Source organism: Meiothermus granaticius NBRC 107808 (genome assembly GCF_003574355.1).
Classification (GTDB): Bacteria; Deinococcota; Deinococci; order Deinococcales; family Thermaceae; genus Meiothermus; species Meiothermus granaticius.
In genome coordinates, this window is record NZ_QWLB01000056.1 from 1 (window position 1) to 19,312 (window position 19,312).

General features: G+C 64.0%; 18 protein-coding genes. 9 read left to right on the plus strand and 9 right to left on the minus strand.

The genetic code is table 11. The features are described from left to right. The 6 genes from Mgrana_RS14985 to Mgrana_RS15010 form a co-directional block, all read left to right on the plus strand. On the plus strand, positions 1-867 hold an 867-nt coding region (locus Mgrana_RS14985), incomplete at its 5' end, for an FAD binding domain-containing protein (RefSeq protein WP_206075098.1). Continuing rightward, positions 864-3,191: a xanthine dehydrogenase molybdopterin binding subunit gene (gene xdhB / locus Mgrana_RS14990; RefSeq protein WP_119358401.1), complete on the plus strand. Its 2,328-nt coding sequence runs from the start codon at positions 864-866 to the stop codon at positions 3,189-3,191. The genes Mgrana_RS14985 and xdhB, both read left to right, overlap by 4 nt. A 2-nt stretch (positions 3,192-3,193) precedes the next feature. After that, positions 3,194-4,030 carry a xanthine dehydrogenase accessory protein XdhC gene (gene xdhC / locus Mgrana_RS14995; protein ID WP_119358402.1) on the plus strand — a complete coding sequence of 279 codons (837 nt, stop codon included), beginning with the start codon at positions 3,194-3,196 and terminating at the stop codon, positions 4,028-4,030. Between the two features lie 9 nt (positions 4,031-4,039). Continuing rightward, positions 4,040-5,539: an ABC transporter ATP-binding protein gene (locus Mgrana_RS15000; RefSeq protein ID WP_119358403.1), complete on the plus strand. Its 1,500-nt coding sequence runs from the start codon at positions 4,040-4,042 to the stop codon at positions 5,537-5,539. Continuing rightward, the gene (locus tag Mgrana_RS15005; RefSeq protein WP_206075099.1) at positions 5,536-6,639 is read left to right on the plus strand and encodes an ABC transporter permease; all 1,104 of its coding nucleotides are present in this window, start codon (positions 5,536-5,538) and stop codon (positions 6,637-6,639) included. Before Mgrana_RS15000 ends, Mgrana_RS15005 begins: the two co-directional genes overlap by 4 nt. Next, positions 6,632-7,495 carry an ABC transporter permease gene (locus tag Mgrana_RS15010; protein WP_119358404.1) on the plus strand — a complete coding sequence of 288 codons (864 nt, stop codon included), beginning with the start codon at positions 6,632-6,634 and terminating at the stop codon, positions 7,493-7,495. Before Mgrana_RS15005 ends, Mgrana_RS15010 begins: the two co-directional genes overlap by 8 nt. Positions 7,496-7,509: 14 nt before the next feature. On the opposite strand, the gene aat is transcribed toward Mgrana_RS15010, so the two are convergent. The 6 genes from aat to hslV all read right to left on the minus strand — a co-directional run bounded on the left by aat (position 7,510) and on the right by hslV (position 13,936). Beyond that, positions 7,510-8,085 (minus strand): leucyl/phenylalanyl-tRNA--protein transferase, encoded by a 576-nt coding sequence (gene aat, locus Mgrana_RS15015; protein ID WP_240631396.1) that lies wholly within the window; start codon positions 8,083-8,085, stop codon positions 7,510-7,512. Between the two features lie 28 nt (positions 8,086-8,113). Then, complete coding sequence (locus Mgrana_RS15020; RefSeq protein WP_119358406.1) at positions 8,114-9,910, minus strand: ATP-binding protein; 1,797 nt, start codon at positions 9,908-9,910, stop codon at positions 8,114-8,116. Positions 9,911-9,923: 13 nt separating this feature from the next. Continuing rightward, on the minus strand, positions 9,924-10,844 hold the full coding sequence (locus Mgrana_RS15025) for a hypothetical protein (protein ID WP_119358416.1): 921 nt from the start codon (positions 10,842-10,844) through the stop codon (positions 9,924-9,926). 90 nt (positions 10,845-10,934) lie between these two features. Further along, positions 10,935-11,993 (minus strand): tetratricopeptide repeat protein, encoded by a 1,059-nt coding sequence (locus tag Mgrana_RS15030; protein ID WP_240631397.1) that lies wholly within the window; start codon positions 11,991-11,993, stop codon positions 10,935-10,937. A gap of 94 nt (positions 11,994-12,087) precedes the next feature. Continuing rightward, complete coding sequence (locus Mgrana_RS15035) at positions 12,088-13,341, minus strand: ATP-dependent protease ATPase subunit HslU (protein WP_119358407.1); 1,254 nt, start codon at positions 13,339-13,341, stop codon at positions 12,088-12,090. Between the two features lie 55 nt (positions 13,342-13,396). Further along, positions 13,397-13,936 (minus strand): ATP-dependent protease subunit HslV, encoded by a 540-nt coding sequence (hslV, locus tag Mgrana_RS15040; RefSeq protein WP_170146500.1) that lies wholly within the window; start codon positions 13,934-13,936, stop codon positions 13,397-13,399. Between the two features lie 134 nt (positions 13,937-14,070). On the opposite strand from hslV, the gene Mgrana_RS15045 reads away from it, so the two are divergent. Continuing rightward, positions 14,071-14,985: a patatin-like phospholipase family protein gene (locus tag Mgrana_RS15045; RefSeq protein ID WP_119358409.1), complete on the plus strand. Its 915-nt coding sequence runs from the start codon at positions 14,071-14,073 to the stop codon at positions 14,983-14,985. Here the strand turns inward: Mgrana_RS15045 and Mgrana_RS15050 are convergent. Together Mgrana_RS15050 and Mgrana_RS15055 are read right to left on the minus strand one after the other, a co-directional pair. Continuing rightward, positions 14,917-15,327: a hypothetical protein gene (locus Mgrana_RS15050; RefSeq protein WP_119358410.1), complete on the minus strand. Its 411-nt coding sequence runs from the start codon at positions 15,325-15,327 to the stop codon at positions 14,917-14,919. The genes Mgrana_RS15045 and Mgrana_RS15050 overlap by 69 nt on opposite strands. After that, on the minus strand, positions 15,324-16,274 hold the full coding sequence (locus tag Mgrana_RS15055) for a TAXI family TRAP transporter solute-binding subunit (RefSeq protein WP_170146499.1): 951 nt from the start codon (positions 16,272-16,274) through the stop codon (positions 15,324-15,326). The genes Mgrana_RS15050 and Mgrana_RS15055 overlap by 4 nt, the downstream gene beginning before the upstream one ends. 54 nt (positions 16,275-16,328) lie before the next feature. On the opposite strand from Mgrana_RS15055, the gene Mgrana_RS15060 reads away from it, so the two are divergent. Further along, on the plus strand, positions 16,329-17,015 hold the full coding sequence (locus Mgrana_RS15060; RefSeq protein WP_119358412.1) for a uracil-DNA glycosylase: 687 nt from the start codon (positions 16,329-16,331) through the stop codon (positions 17,013-17,015). A 35-nt stretch (positions 17,016-17,050) separates the two neighbouring features. Beyond that, positions 17,051-17,512 (plus strand): HD domain-containing protein, encoded by a 462-nt coding sequence (locus Mgrana_RS15065; RefSeq protein WP_119358413.1) that lies wholly within the window; start codon positions 17,051-17,053, stop codon positions 17,510-17,512. Here the strand turns inward: Mgrana_RS15065 and Mgrana_RS15070 are convergent. Then, on the minus strand, positions 17,509-19,074 hold the full coding sequence (locus tag Mgrana_RS15070) for an acyl-CoA carboxylase subunit beta (RefSeq protein ID WP_119358414.1): 1,566 nt from the start codon (positions 19,072-19,074) through the stop codon (positions 17,509-17,511). The two genes, Mgrana_RS15065 and Mgrana_RS15070, sit on opposite strands and share 4 nt — an antisense overlap. Positions 19,075-19,312: the final 238 nt, after the last annotated feature.

The window sequence follows — 19,312 nt, forward strand, 5'->3', positions numbered from 1 at the left end:
CCCCTGAATTACGCCCCCGCAGGAGGACCCCGGTTTTACCGCCCCACCTCTCTGGCCGAGTTGTTTCGAATCACCGCGGATCATCCCCAGGCCAAGCTGGTCGCCGGGGGAACCGACTGGGCGGTGGAGGTGAACCAGCGCTTCGCCCGGGCTTCGGTGCAGGTGGGCCTCGACCAAATTCCAGAGCTTAGGTCTCTGGTCTGGCATTCCCGCTACCTCGAGATCGGCGCAGGGCTTACGCTATCGGAGCTCGAGGCGGCCCTGGGCAGCAGCATCCCCCTGCTCCAGGAATGGTTTCCCCGCTTCGCCTCGAGGCTGATCCGCAACCGGGCCACCCTGGGGGGAAATCTGGGCACCGCCTCCCCCATCGGAGACTCCCCCCCGGTATTGCTGGCCCTGAGGGCTGAGCTGGTGCTGGCCCATGAGGCCGGTGAGCGGGTTGTCCCGCTGGCCGAGTTCTTTACCGGCTACCGCCAAACCCAGCTCCAGCCCGGAGAGATCATCAGGGCCATCCGCATCCCCCTCCCGCTGGCCCCAACCGCCCACTTCTATAAAGTCTGCAAACGCCCGATGGACGACATCTCCACGGTGGCTGCGGGGTTTGCCCTGGAGCTCGAGGGCCGCATCGTCCGTTCCATCTGCATCGGGCTGGGGGGAGTGGCCCCCACCCCAGTGCGGGCCTACCACACCGAGGCCGCGCTCTTAGGCAAGCCCTGGGACGAGCGCACGGTGCAGGCGGCGGCGGAAACGATTCGTGCTGAGTTCACCCCGATCGACGACCACCGCGGCAGCGCGGCCTACCGCAAGGCCATGCTGGGCAGGCTTCTGGAGAAGTTCTTCTACCACACCTCGGAGGTGGTGGCATGAAGGTGGTAGGGAAGGCCATCCCTCACGAATCGGCACGAGAGCATGTAACCGGGCGAGCCCTCTACACCGACGATCTACTTCAGCGTTACCCCCACCTGCTCCACGCCTGGCCGGTACAGCTTCCACAGGCCCATGCCCGCATCCTCGAGCTGAAGGTCTCCGGGGCCTACCGGGTTCCTGGGGTGGTCAAAGTTCTGACCGCTGCCGATGTGCCCGGCGTCAACGACTCCCATACCCACCAGGACGAACCCCTGTTTCCCAGCGAGGGGATGTTTTTCGGCCAGGCGGTGGCCTGGGTACTGGCCGAAAGCGAGGAGGCCGCCCGGCTGGGGGCAGCGCAGGTCAAGGTTGAATTTGAGCCGCTTCCGGCAATCCTCACGATCAAGGAGGCCATTGCCCAGGGCAGCTTTCAGGGCTCGAGGTTGCAGGCCCGGCGCGGGGAGGTCGAACGGGGGTTACAGGAGGCACCGCTTCGGCTCGAAGGGGAGCTGGAGATCGGGGGGCAGGAGCACTTCTACCTCGAGACCCAGGCCTCGCTGGCCTACCTGGACGAGGCCGGTGGGGTGGTGGTTCATTCCTCGACCCAGCACCCCAGCGAGACCCAGCAGGTGGTCGCCCAGGTGCTGGGCCTGCCGCGCAACCGAGTGGTGGTGCAGTGTCTGCGGATGGGCGGGGGCTTCGGGGGGAAGGAGACCCAAGCCAACCCCTATGCAGCCGTGGCCGCACTGGGGGCCTGGCTCACCGGGCGCCCGGTACGGGTGCGGCTGAACCGCAGCCAAGACATCACCCTCTCGGGGAAGCGACATCCTTTTTATGCCCGCTGGAAGGTCGGGTTCACCCCTGAGGGGCAGCTCCTGGCCCTGAAGATGGAGCTGTACGCCGACGGCGGTTGGTCGCTGGACCTCTCGGAAGCGGTGCTGGCTCGAGCCGTCTGCCACAGCGACAACGCCTACTTCATCCCGCACATGGAGGTGATCGGGCGGGTCTGCAAAACCCACAAAACCTCGCAGACCGCCTTCCGGGGCTTCGGGGGTCCCCAGGGGATGGTGTTCATCGAGGAGGTGCTGGACCGGGTGGCCCGCACCCTGGGGCTGCCCCCAGAAGTGGTGCGGGAGCGCAACTTCTACGGGGCCACCGAAACGAAGCTGGACCCCGAAACCCTCACCACCCACTACGGCCAGTTCGTCAAGGACTGGGAGCGGATGCACCAGATCTGGCATGAACTCAAACTGAGCAGTGATTTTGCTCAGCGCAGAGCGGAGATCGCCGCTTTCAATGCCACCCATCCCCACCTCAAGCGGGGTCTGGCCATCACCCCGGTCAAGTTCGGCATCTCCTTCAACCTGACCGCTTTCAACCAGGCGGGAGCCCTGGTCCTGATCTACCAAGACGGCTCGGTGCAGGTCAATCACGGGGGCACCGAGATGGGCCAAGGGCTGCACACCAAGATGCTGCAGATCGCGGCCCAAACCCTGGGGGTGCCGCTCGAGAGGGTGCGGTTGATGCCCACCCGTACCGACAAGATCCCCAATACCTCGGCCACCGCAGCCTCCTCTGGAGCCGACCTTAACGGCGGAGCCGTTCTGGAGGCCTGTCAGAAGCTCAAGGCCAGGTTGGCGGGGATTGCCGCTCAGGAATTTGGGGTCAACCCCGCCGATATCGTCTTCGAAGGGGGCCAGGTCTGGAGCATCTGGAACCCCACCCAGGCGGTGCCCTACACCCAAATTGTCCAGAAGGCTTATGCTCAGCGGGTTCAGCTCTTTGCCGATGGCTTCTACCGTACGCCAGGGCTGCACTGGGACAAAAGCCGGATGTGGGGCAAGCCCTTCCACTACTTTGCCTTTGGGGCCGCGGTGGCCGAGGTTGAGGTGGAGGATTTTACCGGGGCCTACCGGGTACGCCGGGTGGATCTTCTGCACGACGTGGGGGACTCGCTCTCACCGCTGGTAGACCTTGGGCAGGTCGAGGGCGGATTCATCCAGGGGATGGGCTGGCTGACCCTGGAGGAGCTGCGCTGGGACGCTCAGGGTCAGGTGGCTACCCGCTCGGCCAGCACGTACAAGCTGCCCAGCTTCTCCGAGCTGCCCGAGGTCTTCAAGGTGCGGCTATTGCCCAAAGCCACCGAGCCCGGCGTGGTGTACGGCTCCAAAGCCGTTGGGGAACCCCCCCTCATGCTGGCCCTCTCGGTTCGGGAAGCCCTGCGCGAGGCGGTGGGGGCCTTCGGGGAGGGCGGAGTGGTCGAGCTGGCCTCACCGGCTACGCCGGAAGCGGTGTTCTGGGCCATTGAGCGGGTGCGGGAGAAGATGCTGATCTCGGGGGATTAGGGGTGCGCTGGCTCGAGCACCTCACCGCCTTAACCCAGCAACAAACCCCGCTGGTGATGGTCACGCTGGTACACGTGAGGGGGCATGCGCCGCGGGAGGCCGGGGCCAAGATGCTGGTCACCCAAGAGGCGGTCTACGACACCATCGGTGGAGGGAACCTCGAGCACACCGCCATCGCCCTGGCCAGGGCGATGTTGGCGGCGGTGAGGGCGGGCCAGCGACCGGCCCCACAAACCCATACGGTCCGCCTCACCGAGAACGCCCCGGCGGAGTATGGCCAGCAGTGCTGTGGCGGCGAGGTCACGCTTCTGCTCGAGCCGGTTCTGAGCGCCAGGCCGAGCGTGGCCATCTTCGGCCTAGGGCACGTAGGGCTGGCCCTGGCCACGGTATTGTCCATTCTGCCCATCGAGCTCTGGCTGGTGGACTCCCGTCGGGAGCGGCTCGAGCCGCTGCATCTGGCCAGCCTGGAGGGCCGATCCGCCCGTCTCCATCCCCACCTCACCCCTCTGCCTGAGACCGTGCTCCAGGAGTTGCCCTCAGGGAGCCATCTGCTGGTGATGACCCCCGACCACGCCGAGGATCTGGCCGTGCTCGAGGCCGCCCTCCGCAGGGCTGACCTAGGGTTTATCGGCCTGATCGGCTCCTCCACCAAGTGGGCCAACTTCCAGCGCAAACTGCAACAGCAAGGATTCTTGCGGGAACAGATCGCTCGCATCACCTGCCCCATCGGCCTGCCGCAGGTCCCCGGAAAGACCCCCGAGGCCATCGCCATCGCCACTGCAGCCCAGTTGGTGCCCCTGCTGCTGCCCACTACGCAAACCCCAAACGAATCGGTATGATTGCCCCCAATGGCCGAGCCCTTGCTACAGCTACGGGGGATCACCAAGCGCTTTCCCGGAGTGGTGGCCAATGACCGGGTGGATCTGGAGGTCTACCCAGGTGAGGTTCTGGCTCTGCTGGGGGAGAACGGGGCCGGAAAAAGCACCCTAATCAGCATCCTGTACGGGCTGTACCGCCCCGACGAAGGGGAGATCCGGCTCGAGGGCCAGCCGATTCAGATCGCCTCCCCCCGCCACGCCCTCGAGCTAGGCATCGGTCTGGTCCCCCAGCACCCCTTGCTGGTCGGGCGTCACACCGTGGCCGAAAATCTGGCCCTGGGGGTTGGGGCCCCGCTATTCCCCGCCCAGCGCATCATCCCCCAGATCACCCGTATCTCCCGGGCCTACGGCCTCCAGGTAGACCCCAAGGCCCAGGTCCATACCCTCTCGCCGGGGGAGAAGCAGCGGGTAGAGATCGTGCGCTCGCTGCTGGGGGGGGCTCGGGTGCTGATCCTGGATGAGCCTACCAGCGTGCTCACCCCGCAGGAGGCCGAGGCCCTATTCGGGGTGATGCGGGAGTTAAGGGCCGCCGGTCGGTCGCTGATCTTCATCTCGCACAAGCTCGAGGAGGTTCTCGGGATCGCAGATCGGGTGGTGGTGCTGCGGCGGGGCAAGGTGGTGGGGGGGGTGGCGGCGCAGGAAGCCACCAAGGCCCAGCTCGCCGAGCTGATGGTGGGGCGCAGCGTGAGCTTCGAGCGCAAGCGCCAAGCCCCCAGCCTGGGCGGGGTGGTGCTCGAGGTCGAGGGGCTAGCGGCCAGGTCCGCCCGGGGATTGGAGGCCCTGCGGGGCGTGAGCTTTCAGCTTCGTGCCGGTGAGGTGCTGGGGGTTGCGGGGGTGGCCGGGAATGGGCAGAGCGAGCTGATCGAGGTGCTTTCGGGGCTGCGCAAGGCCTCGAGGGGAGCGGTGCGGCTGGAGGGGCAGCCCATCTCGGCCAACCCGGCCCAGCTGTTTAAGGCCGGTGTATCCCATATCCCCGAGGACCGCCTCGGGATGGGCACCGTACCCAGCATGAACGTGGCCGAGAACCTGGCCCTGCGCGAATACGATCGCCCTCCATTGGCTCGAGGGCTGCTGCTCAACCCCAAGGCGCTCGAGGCCCAAGCCCGGGCCCAGGTGCGCGAGTATGCCGTAGCCACCCCGAGCATCTACACCCCCACCCGGCTCCTCTCCGGTGGGAACATCCAGAAGGTGATCCTGGCCCGGGAACTTTCCGGCCACCCCAAGCTCATCCTGGCGGTTCACCCGACCTACGGCCTGGACATCGGGGCGACCGAGCAGGTCCACCGGGTGCTGCTCGAGAAAACCTACCAAGGCGCCGCGGTGTTGCTGGTCTCGGAGGATTTGGAGGAAATCCTGTCGCTATCTGACCAGGTGGCGGTCCTGTATCACGGCGAGCTGAAAGGGCCCTTCCCGGTTGAGTCGGTCACCCGTGAATCCCTCGGACTGCTGATGACCGGAGGGACCGCTTGAACAAGCCCGCCTTCCGCTCCGGACGCTCGGTCTTTGGTTTACGGCTCGAGTATGACCCCAGCCCACCGGCCCGCCGGGTTGGGCTGGTCTTGGCCCTGGCGATTGTGGCCGCTTTTCTAGCCGCCAGTCTGATTTTCTGGGCTTATGGGGTAAGCCCGGTAGAGGTCTATAAAACCCTGCTCGGCGATACCCTCGGCAGCCGGGTCGGCCTCGCTGAGGTGTTGCGCCGGGCGATTCCCCTGATCTTAATCGGGACCGGGCTGACCCTGGCCCTGCGGGGGCAGTTCTTCAACATCGGGGCCGAGGGACAGATGGCCATGGGGGCCACCGCCGCGGCAGGGGTGGCCCTGTTCGTGCCGCTCCCCCCTCCCCTAACCCTACCGGTGATGTTTTTGGCTGGGTTCATGGCCGGGGGGGCCTACGCCCTAATCGCAGCCTGGCTCAAGGCCCGGCTGGGGGTGAATGAAATCCTCACCACCCTGATGCTCAACTACATCGCGGTGTACGGGGTGCTGTATCTGGTGCAGGGGCCGTGGCGGGGCAAAAGCCTCTTCGGGTTCGCCTTTACCGATACTTTCCCCCCCCAGGCCCAGCTACCCACCCTACCCGGAACCCTGGTCCACTGGCCCACCCTCATCCTTGGGGTGGTACTGGCGGTGCTGCTGCAAGTTCTCCTGACCCGCACCACCCTGGGCTATGCAGTGCGGGTGGTGGGAGAAAACCCCAAAGCCGCGCAGTATGCCGGTATTCCCATCGCTCGAGTGGTGCTGCTGGTGGCGTTGTGCTCCGGGGGTGCGGCAGGGCTGGCGGGGGTGGGTGAGGTGGCCAGCATCCATAAAAAGCTCCTCGACCCCTCGCAGATCACCCTGGGATATGGCTTTACCGCCTTGATCGTGGCCTATTTGTCCAGAGGTAACCCGATTCTATCGGTCTTGACCGCCTTGCTGATGGCGGTGATCTTCGCCGGGGGGGACGGGATGAAAATCGCTTTCCAGATGCCTTTTCGAGTGGTGGATGTCTTCAGTGGGCTGATTCTGCTGTTCATCATCGCCAGCGAGCCGCTGGTCAATTATCGGCTGCGGAGGAAACCCCATGGATAGCGGAGAGCTTTTGGCCGCGTTGGGGCGTTCGGTCGCCTTCGGCACCCCGATTCTGCTGGCCGCACTGGGCGAGATCCTGGCCGAGCGCTCGGGGGTGGTCAACCTGGGGGTTGAGGGAATGATGGCGGTGGGAGCCCTGGCTGCGTTTGTCACCACCCAGACCACCGGAAACCCCGTGCTGGGGGTGCTGGTCGGGATCGTCGCGGGTGGGATAGCGGGGATGCTGCATGCGTTCGTTTCGATCACCCTGCGGGCCAACCAGTTTGTGTCGGGTCTGGCGCTCAGCATGCTGGGGCTGGGGATTGCTGGCCTGCTGGGCAAGCGATACGAGGGGCAGCCGCTGGTGGCTTCGCTGCCGGAGGGGGTTTTTAGCGGGTTGGCGATCGCCCTGGCCCTCTTCCTCTGGCTGGTGCTGTATCTGACTCGAGCGGGCCTAACCCTCCGCTCAGTGGGAGAAAACCCTGCCGCTGCGGATGTTTTAGGGGTTAATGTGATCCGGGTCCGCTATCTGGCCGTGGCCCTGGGGGGGATGTTCGCAGGGCTGGCCGGGGCCTTCCTGGCGGTCTCTTACCGCTCGAGCTGGACCGAGGGCATGACCAACCAACTGGGTTGGATCGCGGTCGCCCTGACCATCTTCGTGGCCTGGGACCCGATCCGGGCGGTCTTCGGAGCGTTTTTCTTCGGTTTGCTGTACTACCTGGCCTTCGCCCTGCAAAACTCCGGCATCCCCTCCATGTTCTTGCAGGCCCTGCCCTATGCCCTGGTCATCCTGGTGCTCGCGCTGGTGGCCCTGCGCCGGCGTCAGGGAGCTGCTCCGGAAGCCTTAGGGGTGCCGTACCAACGGGGGCTGCGCTGAAGCAAAACCTGGGTTTATCCGGTAAAACTCACCGGTTTGCGCACCGCTTGACGAAGCCGGTGGAGAAACTCCCGCTCGGCCACCTCATAGGCACCGAAGCGCTTTAGGTGGGGGTTTTGCGCCTGGGCATCGAAGAGCTCGAAGCCCTGGGCCCGCAGGTGCTCCACCAAGCGCACCATGGCCACCTTGGAGGCCTCCGGTACGCGGTAGAACATGCTCTCTCCAATAAAGGCCCCACCCAGCGCGATCCCTAGAATGCCCCCGGCCAACTGCCCCTCCACCCAGGTTTCAAAACTGTGGGCGTACCCAGCCCAGTGCAGCTCGAGATAAACCTGCTTCAGCTCCTCGGAAATCCAGGTCTCGCCGTGCTCGAGCGCACACCCCTGCAGGGTTCCCACAAAATCCGCATTGATGCGGGACTCAAACCACCCTGAGTTCAGGGCTCGCCGCAGGCTTCGGGGTATGTGGAAGCTCGAGTCCAGCGGGATCAGAGCATGCACCCGACTCCGATACCAGCGCAGGCCCTCTCCGTTATCCATCAGGAAATAACCCCGGGCATAGAGGCGAAGCGTTTCTTCAATGTGGATCACAGCCAGGCCCCCTCGAGATGAGGGTTGTCTAGTTGAGCAGCTCTTTTAATTGCATGGCCGAGTTGTCCTCCTGCACCTCTTCGCTCTTGGTAGCCCAGGCCGGGAAGGGAAAGGTCAGCGGAAGGGGGACCGGCAGCTCGGGTTGGTGCAGAATCATCGTACCCTGAGGCAAGATCATGGCCCGTTGGCGAAAGGAAGCCGGTAGGTAGCGGTACTCTGGGCGCTCGGCCTCAGCCGCGTCCAGGCGACCCACCACCCGGATGGCCGCGTTGGCAACAATCCGGCGCTCCACCTCTGAAGCGGTTTGCTGGGCCCCGATCAGGATCACCCCCAGGCTGCGGCCCCGTTCGGCAATATCCAGGAGAATATCCTTGATGGGGCTCTCGCCCTCGGCTGGGGCATACTTGTTCAGCTCATCCAACACCACAAACACCCGCCCTCGAAAGCGGTCGCTCTCCTTGCGGGCAAACACCTCGCGCAGCAAGGATCCCACCACAAACATCTGAGCCTGAGCCGAAAGCTGGTGGATGTCCACCACGCTGACCTGGGCCTGGGCCTTCAGGGGATCGGGAGGGCGGCCCATCGCATCCCCCCGAATGAGGTGGGAAACATTGCCGATCGCTGCCCGCAAGCGTCGAACGAAGGCTTCCAGGGTTTGGGTGGCCTGCCGGGCCGTCCAGAGCGGGTTGCCTTTGGGCTTTTTTTCGTCCTCCTCAGCGGTGGCAGGGCCCAGAAGCTGGAACTCGATGTACTTGACCAGTTGGGCAAAACTGGTGATGCGGGTTTTGCCCATCGTGTCAAAGGTTATCCCCGCTTCCGCAGCGCTGGTCTCATCCACCCAGTCTTCAACCAAGATTCCGGGGCCCTTTTGCCCGGTTTGCTCATCGCCGACCAGCTTGCGCAAGCGTTCGGTCACCCCGTCAATCAAAAACCCCAGGTTGCTCATCCCCCCTCGATCGGTGAAGAGGAAGGGCAACAACCCTTCGCGGCAGAACTGTACCAAGTCCCAGTGGTAGGGATTAACCTCCAAGCGGCTGACATCCGGGAGAATGCTGCCCTCGGTCTTGCGTGGGGGGGCCGCAAACTGCACGCTCCTGAAGGGCTGGGCTGGCAGTCCTAGCTTTTCGTAGGCTCTCCGGGCTTCCTCGGAAAGGCGCAGGTTGGGCTTATCCAGGTAGAAGAGATCCTCGCCTTTGACGTTGAAGATCAAGGCCCTGGTGTTGGTGCGCTCACGGTTCGCGGGCGAGGCGAAAATGCTGTGCAACAAGAAGGTGGCATAGCTGGTCTTAGCGGCCACCCCAGAGATGCCCGAGATGTTGATATGCCCGCCTTTAAATCCGTTCAGAAACTCGAAGTTGAGGTAGGCCACCTCCCCGTTTTTGAGGAGGCCCACCGGCAGCGCGTTGGAAACTGGTTTTCCACCCAGCTCAGAGGTCATCTGGTCGTAGTAGAGGGCGGTCTCGAGGCTCTTCCCCTCGGCCAGAAACACCGGCGAACCAGGGTTCGGCGGCAGGTACTCCTCAGGAACCAGGCGCATGACCTGAACATGGGCCACATACGACCGGCTCACCGGCAACAACTCGCGCTGGGCCAGGAACACATCGGTATCGAACTGGGTCCCTTCATAGAGCTTGAACACCTGGTCTACCATGCCGTAATACCGCACATTTCCTGATTCGTCGCCTCGAGCGGGGTCGGGGTGCGGAAACTCCACGTACACCACGTCATCGAGGCGCAGATACTGGTTGGATTCAGTGTCGAGCCCCACCCAGAACTCGAGCACCCCGGCCTCACGGCTGCCGAGCACCATCCCCACTTGCTTCACAAGACCCTCCACTTCACCGGAACAGCTCCCGCACGATTGTACGGCGAATCACCTGACCCTGGCCCATATAGCGACCCAACCAGGCCTCTAGGCCACCGATCGGGATGAGGTTCTGCGGTGCGCGGGGGTCTCTCGAGGGCGAGGAGGCCAGGCGGCCAAACAGATAGGCCATCTGGTCGGCCAGGGCTATGGCCTCCGGGGAGGTCTGAGCGTGGGTCTCCATGCGGATGAGCCCGGCCCCGGCGTGGAACGGAGTGCTCGGATCGAGGGGCAGCCGCAGGTACCAGGAGTAGAGATCCAGCTTGCGCCGCTCCCCCTTGTGAATCCGAAACAGCGGGGTGCGGTGATGCACCTCGAGGTCTAGCAGAATGGACGCTTTCTCAGGGGGCAGATACTGCTGCCACATGGTCTTGGCGTAGCCCAGCATGGGCCGCTGGATGGGCTGCTCCCCTTGGTAGATCGGGCCATCCACCACCACCACCCCCCCCTCGAGCTCGCCGGCCAACTGGGCCTCGAGCCTGCGCATTACCCCATTGACCTTCCCTGCAAGCTCACGCAAATCGGCAGCAGTGACCTGCAAAGGTTCATAGACAAACTCCTTCCCCACCCGGATCTCGGCATCAAAGCCCCCGGTGTGAAGGGCGTAGCGGCAAATTCGCGGTGGGCCGGCCAACCGAATCCCCCCATCATCGCGGACCAAAGCCCCCGCTGCCACCGTGACCAAAAGGGCCCGTTGGCCGGTCTCGCTGGCGATCACTGCATCAATTCGCTGCCGGCCATCTACGAAATAAAGCAGCGGCCATTCACAACTGCGCAGGGGTTTAGGCGACCACTCCTCGATCTCGGTATCCACCTCTAGGGCAACCTGCGATTCCTCAAAACCCACTTGCGGTAGGGCGTAATCCGGATTCCAAGCCTCGAGCCGCCAACCCATAGCGTTTACCATACCGGGAAAGCCGGGTCAGAACAAGGGAAAGGCTGCAGACCCCAAAGGCCTGCAGCCCGGAGCCTTCGGCTTGCTACTTCACTTGTTCCGGCTCGAGCAGTCCTGAGCTTCCTTGTAGTCTGGCTTGAGCCGCAGGGCCTCATCGCACTGGGTCTTGGCCCCAACTTTATCCCCCAGAAGCTCGTTGGAATGGCCTAGCCAGTAGCGGTAAACGGGGTTGTCCTTTTCCAGGGCCACGGCCTTGGTGAAGTTATACTTGGCCTTTTGGTAATCCTTGAGCTCAATCAATACCCTGCCCAGCCCGGCATAGGCATCTGGATAGCGCACCGGGGCTAGGGCCGCAGCCTGTTCGTAGGAGACCCCCGCCTGCTTCCAATCCTTCTTGGCGAAGTAGGCATCCCCACGCTCCAACCAGGCCTCGGCATTGCCTGGGGCCAGCACTACCGCCTGATCCAGATGGGCGATGGCCCCATCCACATCCCCCCGCAACAGCAGCAGCGAACCATACTTGATGCGCAGCGCCGCGCTGTTGGGTGCCGCTTTTACCGCATCGTCATAGTTTTTGAGGGCCTCATCCACCTTACCCTGGCGCAGCAACACCTCGGCCATGCTGGCCCGCACCTGAGGATCGTCTTTGAGGGCTAGCGATTTGTTCAGGGCCTCAATGGCCGGGTCGTACTTGCCCTGATAGGCATACACAATGCCGCGCACGGCGTAGGTTGGGGCGTACTTGGGATTGGCCCGCTCGGCTTCCTTGAGGGTAGCCAGGGCCTGATCCAAAAGCCCCTTAGCTGCATCGCGGTTGTCCGCCAGGAGGTACTGCTTGGTGTACACCTGGGCCAGGGCCACATAGGACTGGACATAGCCCGCGTTGAGCTTGAGGCTGGCCCGCAGGTTGTCAATGGCCGGGGTAAAGAGCTGAAGCTCCGTCTGCACTCGAGCCAACAGGTAGAACGCATCGCTGCTGGGGGTGTCTGTCGCGGCCTTTTCACAGGCCTTGAGCGCAGCTTCCATCCGCCCGGCCTCATAGAGCACCGCACACACCTCGAGCGGTTTAGGCTGGGCCTTGGGCGCCGGGGTGGGGGTTGGAGCCTGAGCCAACCCAAGGCCGCCCAACAGAACCAGCCCCAGCGCCAACCCAAAGCCCCTTGCCCTCAGCCGGTGTGACCGCCTTCCGCTCAAGGGAAAAGGGTTTCGAAACCGTACATGCATCATTGCCTCCTCGCAGGTCTCAGAGAATATAGCGCGATAGGTCATGAGAAGCTAATACCCCAGCCAAGCGCGTTTCCACATACTCCTTGGTGATCTCCAGCCGCCCGAGCTCGGTTTGGAAGGAGACCTCCTCCAGCACCCGCTCGAGCACCGTAGCCAGGCGACGCGCACCGATGTCCTCGAGCTCTTGATTGGCCTGAAAGGCATAACGGGCCACCGCCTCCACCGCCTCGGGGGTGAAGTGGATCTCGGTGCCGTCCGCACCCAGCAGAGCGCTGTATTGCTTGAGCAGCGAGTTCTCCGGCTCCCGCAGGATGCGCTCAAACTCGAGGGTGCCCAGCGACTCGAGCTCAACCCGAATGGGGAAGCGGCCTTGCAGCTCGGGGATCAGATCGCTGGGCTTAGAGACATGAAAGGCCCCCGCTGCAATGAACAGCACATGGTCGGTGCTGACCGGCCCCAAGCGGGTGCTGACCACCGTGCCCTCCACCACCGGCAGGAGATCCCGCTGCACCCCCTCGCCCGAGACATCTGGGCCGCTGCTTTGGCTCTTGGAACGGGCGATTTTGTCCATCTCGTCAATGAAGACAATCCCCTCCTCCTGAGCTCGGCGCAGGGCTTCTTGGGTGGCTTCTTCCTTGTCGACCAACCGCTCCGCCTCTTGGTTTTTGAGGATCTCCAGGGCTTCCTTGACCCGCATTCGCCGCCGTACCCGCCGGGCCGGCATCAGCCCCTTGAGCATCTCGCCCAAGCCCTGCATCTGCTCCCCGCCCATCATCCCCATGAAGGGCAGCCGGGCCTCTTCCGCCACCTCGATCTCCACGCTGGCTTCATCGTGGCGCCCTGAGCGCACCTCCAGCGGGGAAACCCGCAGCAGCGAGGCCACCTCTTCCTCCGCCGCGGCCTGGGCCCGGGAAGCCACCTTGGCCTTCATCTCCCCCAGGACCAGCTGATACGAGGCCTCCGCCAGGTCGCGCACGATGGAGTCTACGTCGCGGCCCACATACCCCACCTCGGTGAATTTGGTGGCCTCTACCTTGAGGAAGGGGGCTCCGGCCAGCCGGGCCAGGCGACGGGCAATCTCGGTCTTGCCCACCCCGGTAGGGCCGATCATCAAGATGTTCTTCGGGGTGACCTCTTTGGCCAGCTCGAGGGGCAGCCGCTTGCGCCGGGTGCGGTTCCTGAGGGCCACCGCCACCGCACGCTTGGCCGCAGTCTGGCCCACGATGTGCTTGTCTAGCTCACGAACGATCTCCGCAGGGGTGAGTTCCATGGTCGCTACCTCTTGTCCTGGGGTCCCTGGGGCTGCCAAGCTGACCGGGCTCCCCTCACGACCCCTCCCCCACGCTGAGCACGGTTGGATTGCCGCTGGTGTACAAGTCGGTCTCCCCAGCAATCACGATGGCCTGTTGGGCGATCTCCGGAGCCGAGAGGCTGGAGTAGCGCAGCAGGGCCTTGGCCGCGCTGAGGGCGTAGGGGCCCCCTGAGCCCACCGCCAGCACCGGCTCGTCGGGGCTCAGCACCTCGCCATTGCCCGAAAGCAGCAAGAGGGTTTGTGCGTCGGCCAGCAGCAGCATGGCCTCGAGGTTGCGCAGCACTCGGTCGGTGCGCCAAAGCTTGGCGGTCTCGATGGCCGCCCGCTGAAGATTGCCCCGGGCGCCCCCCAGGGCCCCCTCGAACTTTTCCAATAAGGTCAGGGCATCGGCTACAGCCCCGGCAAACCCCACCAGGATGCCCCCGCCCACCTCGAGGCGGCGCACCTTGACCGCGCCCACCTTCAGGACCGTCTGTCCGAGGGTAACCTGTCCGTCTCCAGCAATTGCAGTGACACCTTCACGGCGTACAGCGATGATGGTGGTGCCGTGCATTCGTTCCACTCACCGAAATCTAGCCCCTGACGGTGAATGAGGCGTGAGAGCTCGAGCCCACTCCCCACCCCGATGGGCCCCCAAACTTGAGGAAGCTCACGGCCCGGTGCAGCGCCAGTGCTACATTAGAGGGTATGGATGGGGTAATTCTAGCCTTGGGCGGCGGTGGGGTGCGTGGAGCAGCCCACCTGGGCGTACTGGAGGTGCTGCAAAACGCCGAGGTCCCAATCAAAGGGCTGGCCGGAAGCTCGGCCGGGGCGCTGGCGGCCGCGGCTTTTGCCTTTGGGCATCAGGTGGACTTTCATACCATGAGCGACTGGCTCAAGGATCCCGATGTGGAGCGGCTGCAAAAAAGCGGGGTGTTGGATCAGATCGGGCGGTATGTGGATTTCGTGCGCAGGCCCTATCTGGCCGAGGCCAAGAGCCTGCGGCAAGGGCTGCGGGATCTGTTTGGCGATGCCCATATCGAGGAAGCCCCCATCCCCCTCTCGATTCAAACCACCGACCTGAACACTGGAGAGATGGTGGCTTTGCGCGCCGGACCGGTAGCAGAGGCCCTGGCTGCGAGCAGCGCGGTGCCCAGCATCTTCCCCCCGGTCTCTTGGCATGGACGGCTCCTGGTGGATGGGGATGTGGCTGAAAAAGTACCGATCACCGCGGCCAGGGCCTTAGGCCCTTACCCGATCATCGCGGTGGACATCTCCAATAAACCCGTGCTCAGCGCGCCCAAGAGTGCCCTCGAGGCCGCCCTATGGGCCGGGGAGGCCAGTCGCCGCCGCCTGTTGAAGGTGGTGCTCGAGCAGGCCGCGGTAGTGATTGCCCTCGAGCCGGACGAACCCATCGAAACCTTCGACTATACCAAAAGCGAGCTGGCCTATGCCCTAGGCAAACAGCGCGCCGAGGCGGCCTTACCCCAAATTCAGCAGCTTTTAGAGGCAAAACCAGAGGCTGCGGCTTCCACCCCTCACTCCTGGTGGCGGCTATGGCAGCCTCGCCACCAAGCGCGCAAACCCCAGCCAGTGGCTTCCCAAGCCCAGCAGGACAAATAACCAAGCCCCACTCAGCCCCAGCTTATAGGCTAAAACCCCCAGCAAAAGCCCCACAAACAGCAACAAACCATCGAGAAAGGCTGCCCGAATCAGGCCTAGGGGGGTTTTATTTCGCAGCAGCCGCCCCTTTAGGCCTTCAACGAGCAGCCAGGCCAGCCCAAACCCGAGCAGCAACACCCAAACCGGTTGGCTCGAGACCCCCGCCAACGAGGGAAACAACCCCAGCAGTAGCAGCGCATTGAACAGCGGAAACACCGCGGCCAGGAGGTACACCAACCCCAGCCCCCGCCGGCGGCGCAGGGGAGGGGAGCCTTCTTCAGCCAGGGCCTGTAGGTCCCTCATTGCAAAGGAATAACCCCCCGCTCCACCCAGTAGCGCTCGGCTCCGGGGTGAAGAGGGGCCGGCAAGCCCCTCACCGCGGTCTTGGCACTGAATCCGGCCAGGACAGGCTCGAGGCTCCGCAGGGCGGCTTCGTTGCCGAAAATCACCGAAGCCCAACTGCGCAGCAAATCCGCACTCATGTATTCCGAGGCCAACAACACCACCTGGATCCCAATGGCCGGGGTGGTCACGTCAATACCGGGGTAAACCCTGCCCGGCAGCAAAACTGGGGTATAAAACGGATATTTCTGGCTCAGGGCCTCAACCCGGCTGGGCTCTACCAACAGCTCTTGCAGGGCAACCCGGGCCGCCAGCCGCTGCACCGCGGGGTCTCCCAGGGGGGCTATGTAGAACGCCGCATCCACCCTGCCGTCTTGTAGAGCCGCCAACCCCTCTGTGGGCGAGAGTGGCGCGGGCTGAACATCGCCGGAGCCAAGCCCATAGACCCCCAAAACCAGCCGGGCGGTGACCTCGATAGGGCTTCCGGGCTCCCCCATGGCCACTTTCCTGCCCTTCAGGTCAGCCGGCGTATGGATTCCCTGACCGGCCCTGACCAAGATGTGGACCACCTCGGGGAATAAATAGGCCACCGATTTCAGCCCCCTCAGGGGTTTCTTCTCGAAAGCGGGCAACCCCGTCCCGTTGTAGGCGTAGTAAGCTACATCCCCACCCACCAAGGCCATCTGGAGTTCGCCGGTCGCCAACCCCTCGAGGCTGGACCTCCCCCCATCGGTAGGCTTCACGCTCCAGCGAATCCCGAGTTCAGCCTTATCGGCCCGCTCGGCCAAAGCGCTGGCGATATGGAACAATATCCCCGTGGGATTCCCTGCCCCAATTACCACGGTCGGCTGGGCCAATGCCAGGCCCAACAGGTTTGAAAAAATCAACATCTGCAGGGCTTTTCGCATCATGCCGATTATGGCCGAGCCCACCCCCCCCGTCAATCTGCAGGATGGGGCCAGATGAGCCTCGAGGCCCTCCACACCGAACTCACGGCCTGTACCCGCTGCCCCCGCCTGGTGGCCTGGCGCGAGCAGGTTGGGCTGGAAAAACGCCGCGCTTACCGGGATCAAGATTACTGGGCCAAGCCCGTCCCCGGCTTCGGGGATCCCCAGGCCCTGCTGCTGATCTTTGGATTGGCCCCTGGGGCCCACGGCTCCAACCGCACCGGTCGGCCCTTCACCGGGGATGCCTCCGGTGGGTTTCTCTACCCCGCACTGTACCGGGCAGGGCTGGCCAATCAACCGAGTGCACAGTTCCCTGGCGACGGGCTACAGCTCTACCGGGTGTACATCACCGCAGCCGTACGCTGTGCCCCACCGGGCAACAAGCCCCTGCCCCAGGAGCTGAAAAACTGCTCGAGCTGGACCGCCCTCGAGCTAGGCCTGTTGCCCAAGGTCAGGGTGTACCTGGCCCTGGGTCAGATCGCCCATGAGGCCCTGCTGGCCTATCACGGCCTTCGCAAAGCCCATTACCCCTTTGGACATGCCCAGGAGTATGCCTTGCCGGGAGGCCCCAGCCTGCTGAGCAGCTACCACGTCAGCCGACAAAACACCCACACCGGGAAGCTGACCGCGGCGATGTTTGAGCGGGTGCTCGAGCGGGCCAAAACCCTGGCCGGAATCCATGAGGAAAAGGCTCAGCGGTAACCAAGCCCGCCACGGTTTCGCGATAACATGGTGGGGTGCTGGGTCGTTTTCAGCGCCTGTTCACCGCACTCTCCCCCCTCTCCAGCCAGCCCGACGATGCCTGGGCTGCCGCCGAGTTGCGGGTGGAGGAGCTGCTGCTGTACCGGGCCATGGACCCACGCGACCGCGACCACGCGGTCAGGGTAGCCCAGCGCTTGCTGCAACGCTACCCGGAGGCTCCCGGCAGCGTGGTACGGGCTGCGCTGCTGCACGACGTCGGCAAAGCCCTGCGCCCCTACCATCCCCTCGAGCGCATCCTCACCGGCTTGTGGTGCCCTAATGTAGAGATTGAACCCTTGCGCAAAGGGTTTTACGGGGCCTGGCAGGTTCGCCAACACCACCCCATTTACGGGGCGCGCCGGATTCTAGACCTCGAGGTTGCCGCCTTGGTCCGCGAGCACCATCAGCCCCAAAGCCTGTGGGGCCGCAGGCTGCACGAAGTAGACGCTGAGTTTTAGAGCGGAATGTTTCCGTGCTTGCGGAAGGGCTTGCTCTGGGTTTTGGTCGAGAGCAGCTCGAGGTGCTGGATCAGCAGCCGCCGGGTGTCCGAGGGGTTGATCACATCGTCAATGTAACCCCTCCCGGCTGCAACGTAGGGGTTGTCGAAAGCCTTTTTGTACTCGGCAATTTTGGCCGCTCTGGTCGCGCTGGGATCGGGCGAGCTTTGAATCTCCTTGCGGTACACGATGTTGGCCGCGCCCTCCGCACCCATCACCGCCACCGCCGAGGTCGGCCAGGCCAGCACGATATCCGCGCCCATATCCCGGGAGTTCATGGCCAGATAGGCCCCCCCATAGGCCTTGCGGGTGACCAGGGTGATCTTGGGAACGCTGGCCTCAGCGTAGGCATACAGCATCTTGGCCCCGTGGCGGATAATGCCCGCGTGCTCCTGGGCCACCCCCGGCAGAAAGCCCGTCACGTCCACCAGGGTCAGGATCGGCACATTGAAGCAGTCGCAGGTACGGATGAAGCGGGCGGCTTTATCTGAGGCGTTGATGTCCAGCGCCCCCGCCATGAAGCGCGGATTGTTGGCCACAATCCCCACGCTATGCCCTCCCAGCCGACCAAATCCCACGATGATGTTGCGGGCGAAGTTGGGGTGAACCTCCAAAAACTCCCCCCTATCCAGCAGGATTTCGATAACCTTGTGCATGCTGTAGGGCCGCTTGGGGTCAGGATGCACCAGATCCAGGAGCTCGGCGGTAGGGCGGTCTTTGGGATCACCGGTGTCCAGCCATGGAGGGGTTTCTTTGGCGCTTTGGGGCAGATAGGAGAGCAGCCGCTTGATCAGCTCGAGCACCTCCTGATCTCCTTGGGCCTCCAGGTGAGCCACCCCGGAGCGGGTGGTATGGACCTCTGAGCCCCCCAGGTCCTCAAAGCTGACCTCCTCGCGGGTCACGCTTTTGATCACCTCCGGCCCCGTGATGAACATGTAGCTGTTCCCCCGGCTCATCAACACGAAATCGGTCATGGCCGGGCTATACACCGCCCCCCCCGCACAAGGCCCCAGGATGGCGGAAATCTGCGGGATTACCCCTGAGTACGCCGCATTGCGGTAGAACACCTCCCCGTAGCCGGAAAGCGAGTCCACCCCTTCTTGAATCCGCGCCCCAGCGCTGTCGTTGAGACCGATCAGCGGGGCCCCGATCTTGGCCGCCAGGTCCATCAGGGCCGCGATCTTGCGCCCATGCATCTTGCCCAAGCTGCCCCCCAGCACGGTGAAATCTTGGGAAAACACACAGACCTTGCGGCCCGCGATGGTTCCATACCCGGTGATCACCCCGTCGGCAGGAGCTTCCACCCCCTCCATCAGACCGGTCTCCAAGTGCTCGGCAAAGGGCATCAGCTCAACAAAACTCCCCTGATCCAGCAGGTGGTGGATGCGCTCTCGAGCGGTCAGCTTGCCCGCTTGATGCTGCTTCTGAACGCGCTCGAGGCCCCCTCCGGCCTCCACCGCTTTGCGCCTTTCTTCCATCTCGGCCAGGAGTTCTTCCATCCAAGCCCGCGTGTTGTCGGCCATAGCGAAGGTATCTTACCAATCTCCGCCAGAATCTTCCCCTCCACCCTGGCTTCATCTAAGCTAGGCATAGTACATCTGGGTATTTATGCTGCTGAAGCATCCCCTGATCCGTCTAACCCCGTTCGTGCTCCTGCTGCTCCCCGCCGCAGGGCTGGCCCTGTGGCTCAGGCATCATCCCGGCATAGCCCCCGTGACCGCCTCCGCGACCCCGCCCAGCCCTCCACAAACCCTCTCGGCC

Excerpts from the sequence above, each read along its gene's own strand:
- xdhB (WP_119358401.1), top strand. The coding sequence starts at position 864 with ATGAAGGTGGTAGGGAAGGCCATCCCTCACGAATCGGCACGAGAGCAT.
- Mgrana_RS15000 (WP_119358403.1), top strand. The coding sequence starts at position 4,040 with ATGGCCGAGCCCTTGCTACAGCTACGGGGGATCACCAAGCGCTTTCCC.
- Mgrana_RS15010 (WP_119358404.1), top strand. The coding sequence starts at position 6,632 with ATGGATAGCGGAGAGCTTTTGGCCGCGTTGGGGCGTTCGGTCGCCTTC.
- Mgrana_RS15025 (WP_119358416.1), bottom strand. The coding sequence starts at position 10,844 with ATGGGTTGGCGGCTCGAGGCTTGGAATCCGGATTACGCCCTACCGCAA.
- Mgrana_RS15035 (WP_119358407.1), bottom strand. The coding sequence starts at position 13,341 with ATGGAACTCACCCCTGCGGAGATCGTTCGTGAGCTAGACAAGCACATC.
- hslV (WP_170146500.1), bottom strand. The coding sequence starts at position 13,936 with ATGCACGGCACCACCATCATCGCTGTACGCCGTGAAGGTGTCACTGCA.
- Mgrana_RS15045 (WP_119358409.1), top strand. The coding sequence starts at position 14,071 with ATGGATGGGGTAATTCTAGCCTTGGGCGGCGGTGGGGTGCGTGGAGCA.
- Mgrana_RS15050 (WP_119358410.1), bottom strand. The coding sequence starts at position 15,327 with ATGAGGGACCTACAGGCCCTGGCTGAAGAAGGCTCCCCTCCCCTGCGC.
- Mgrana_RS15055 (WP_170146499.1), bottom strand. The coding sequence starts at position 16,274 with ATGCGAAAAGCCCTGCAGATGTTGATTTTTTCAAACCTGTTGGGCCTG.
- Mgrana_RS15060 (WP_119358412.1), top strand. The coding sequence starts at position 16,329 with ATGAGCCTCGAGGCCCTCCACACCGAACTCACGGCCTGTACCCGCTGC.
- Mgrana_RS15070 (WP_119358414.1), bottom strand. The coding sequence starts at position 19,074 with ATGGCCGACAACACGCGGGCTTGGATGGAAGAACTCCTGGCCGAGATG.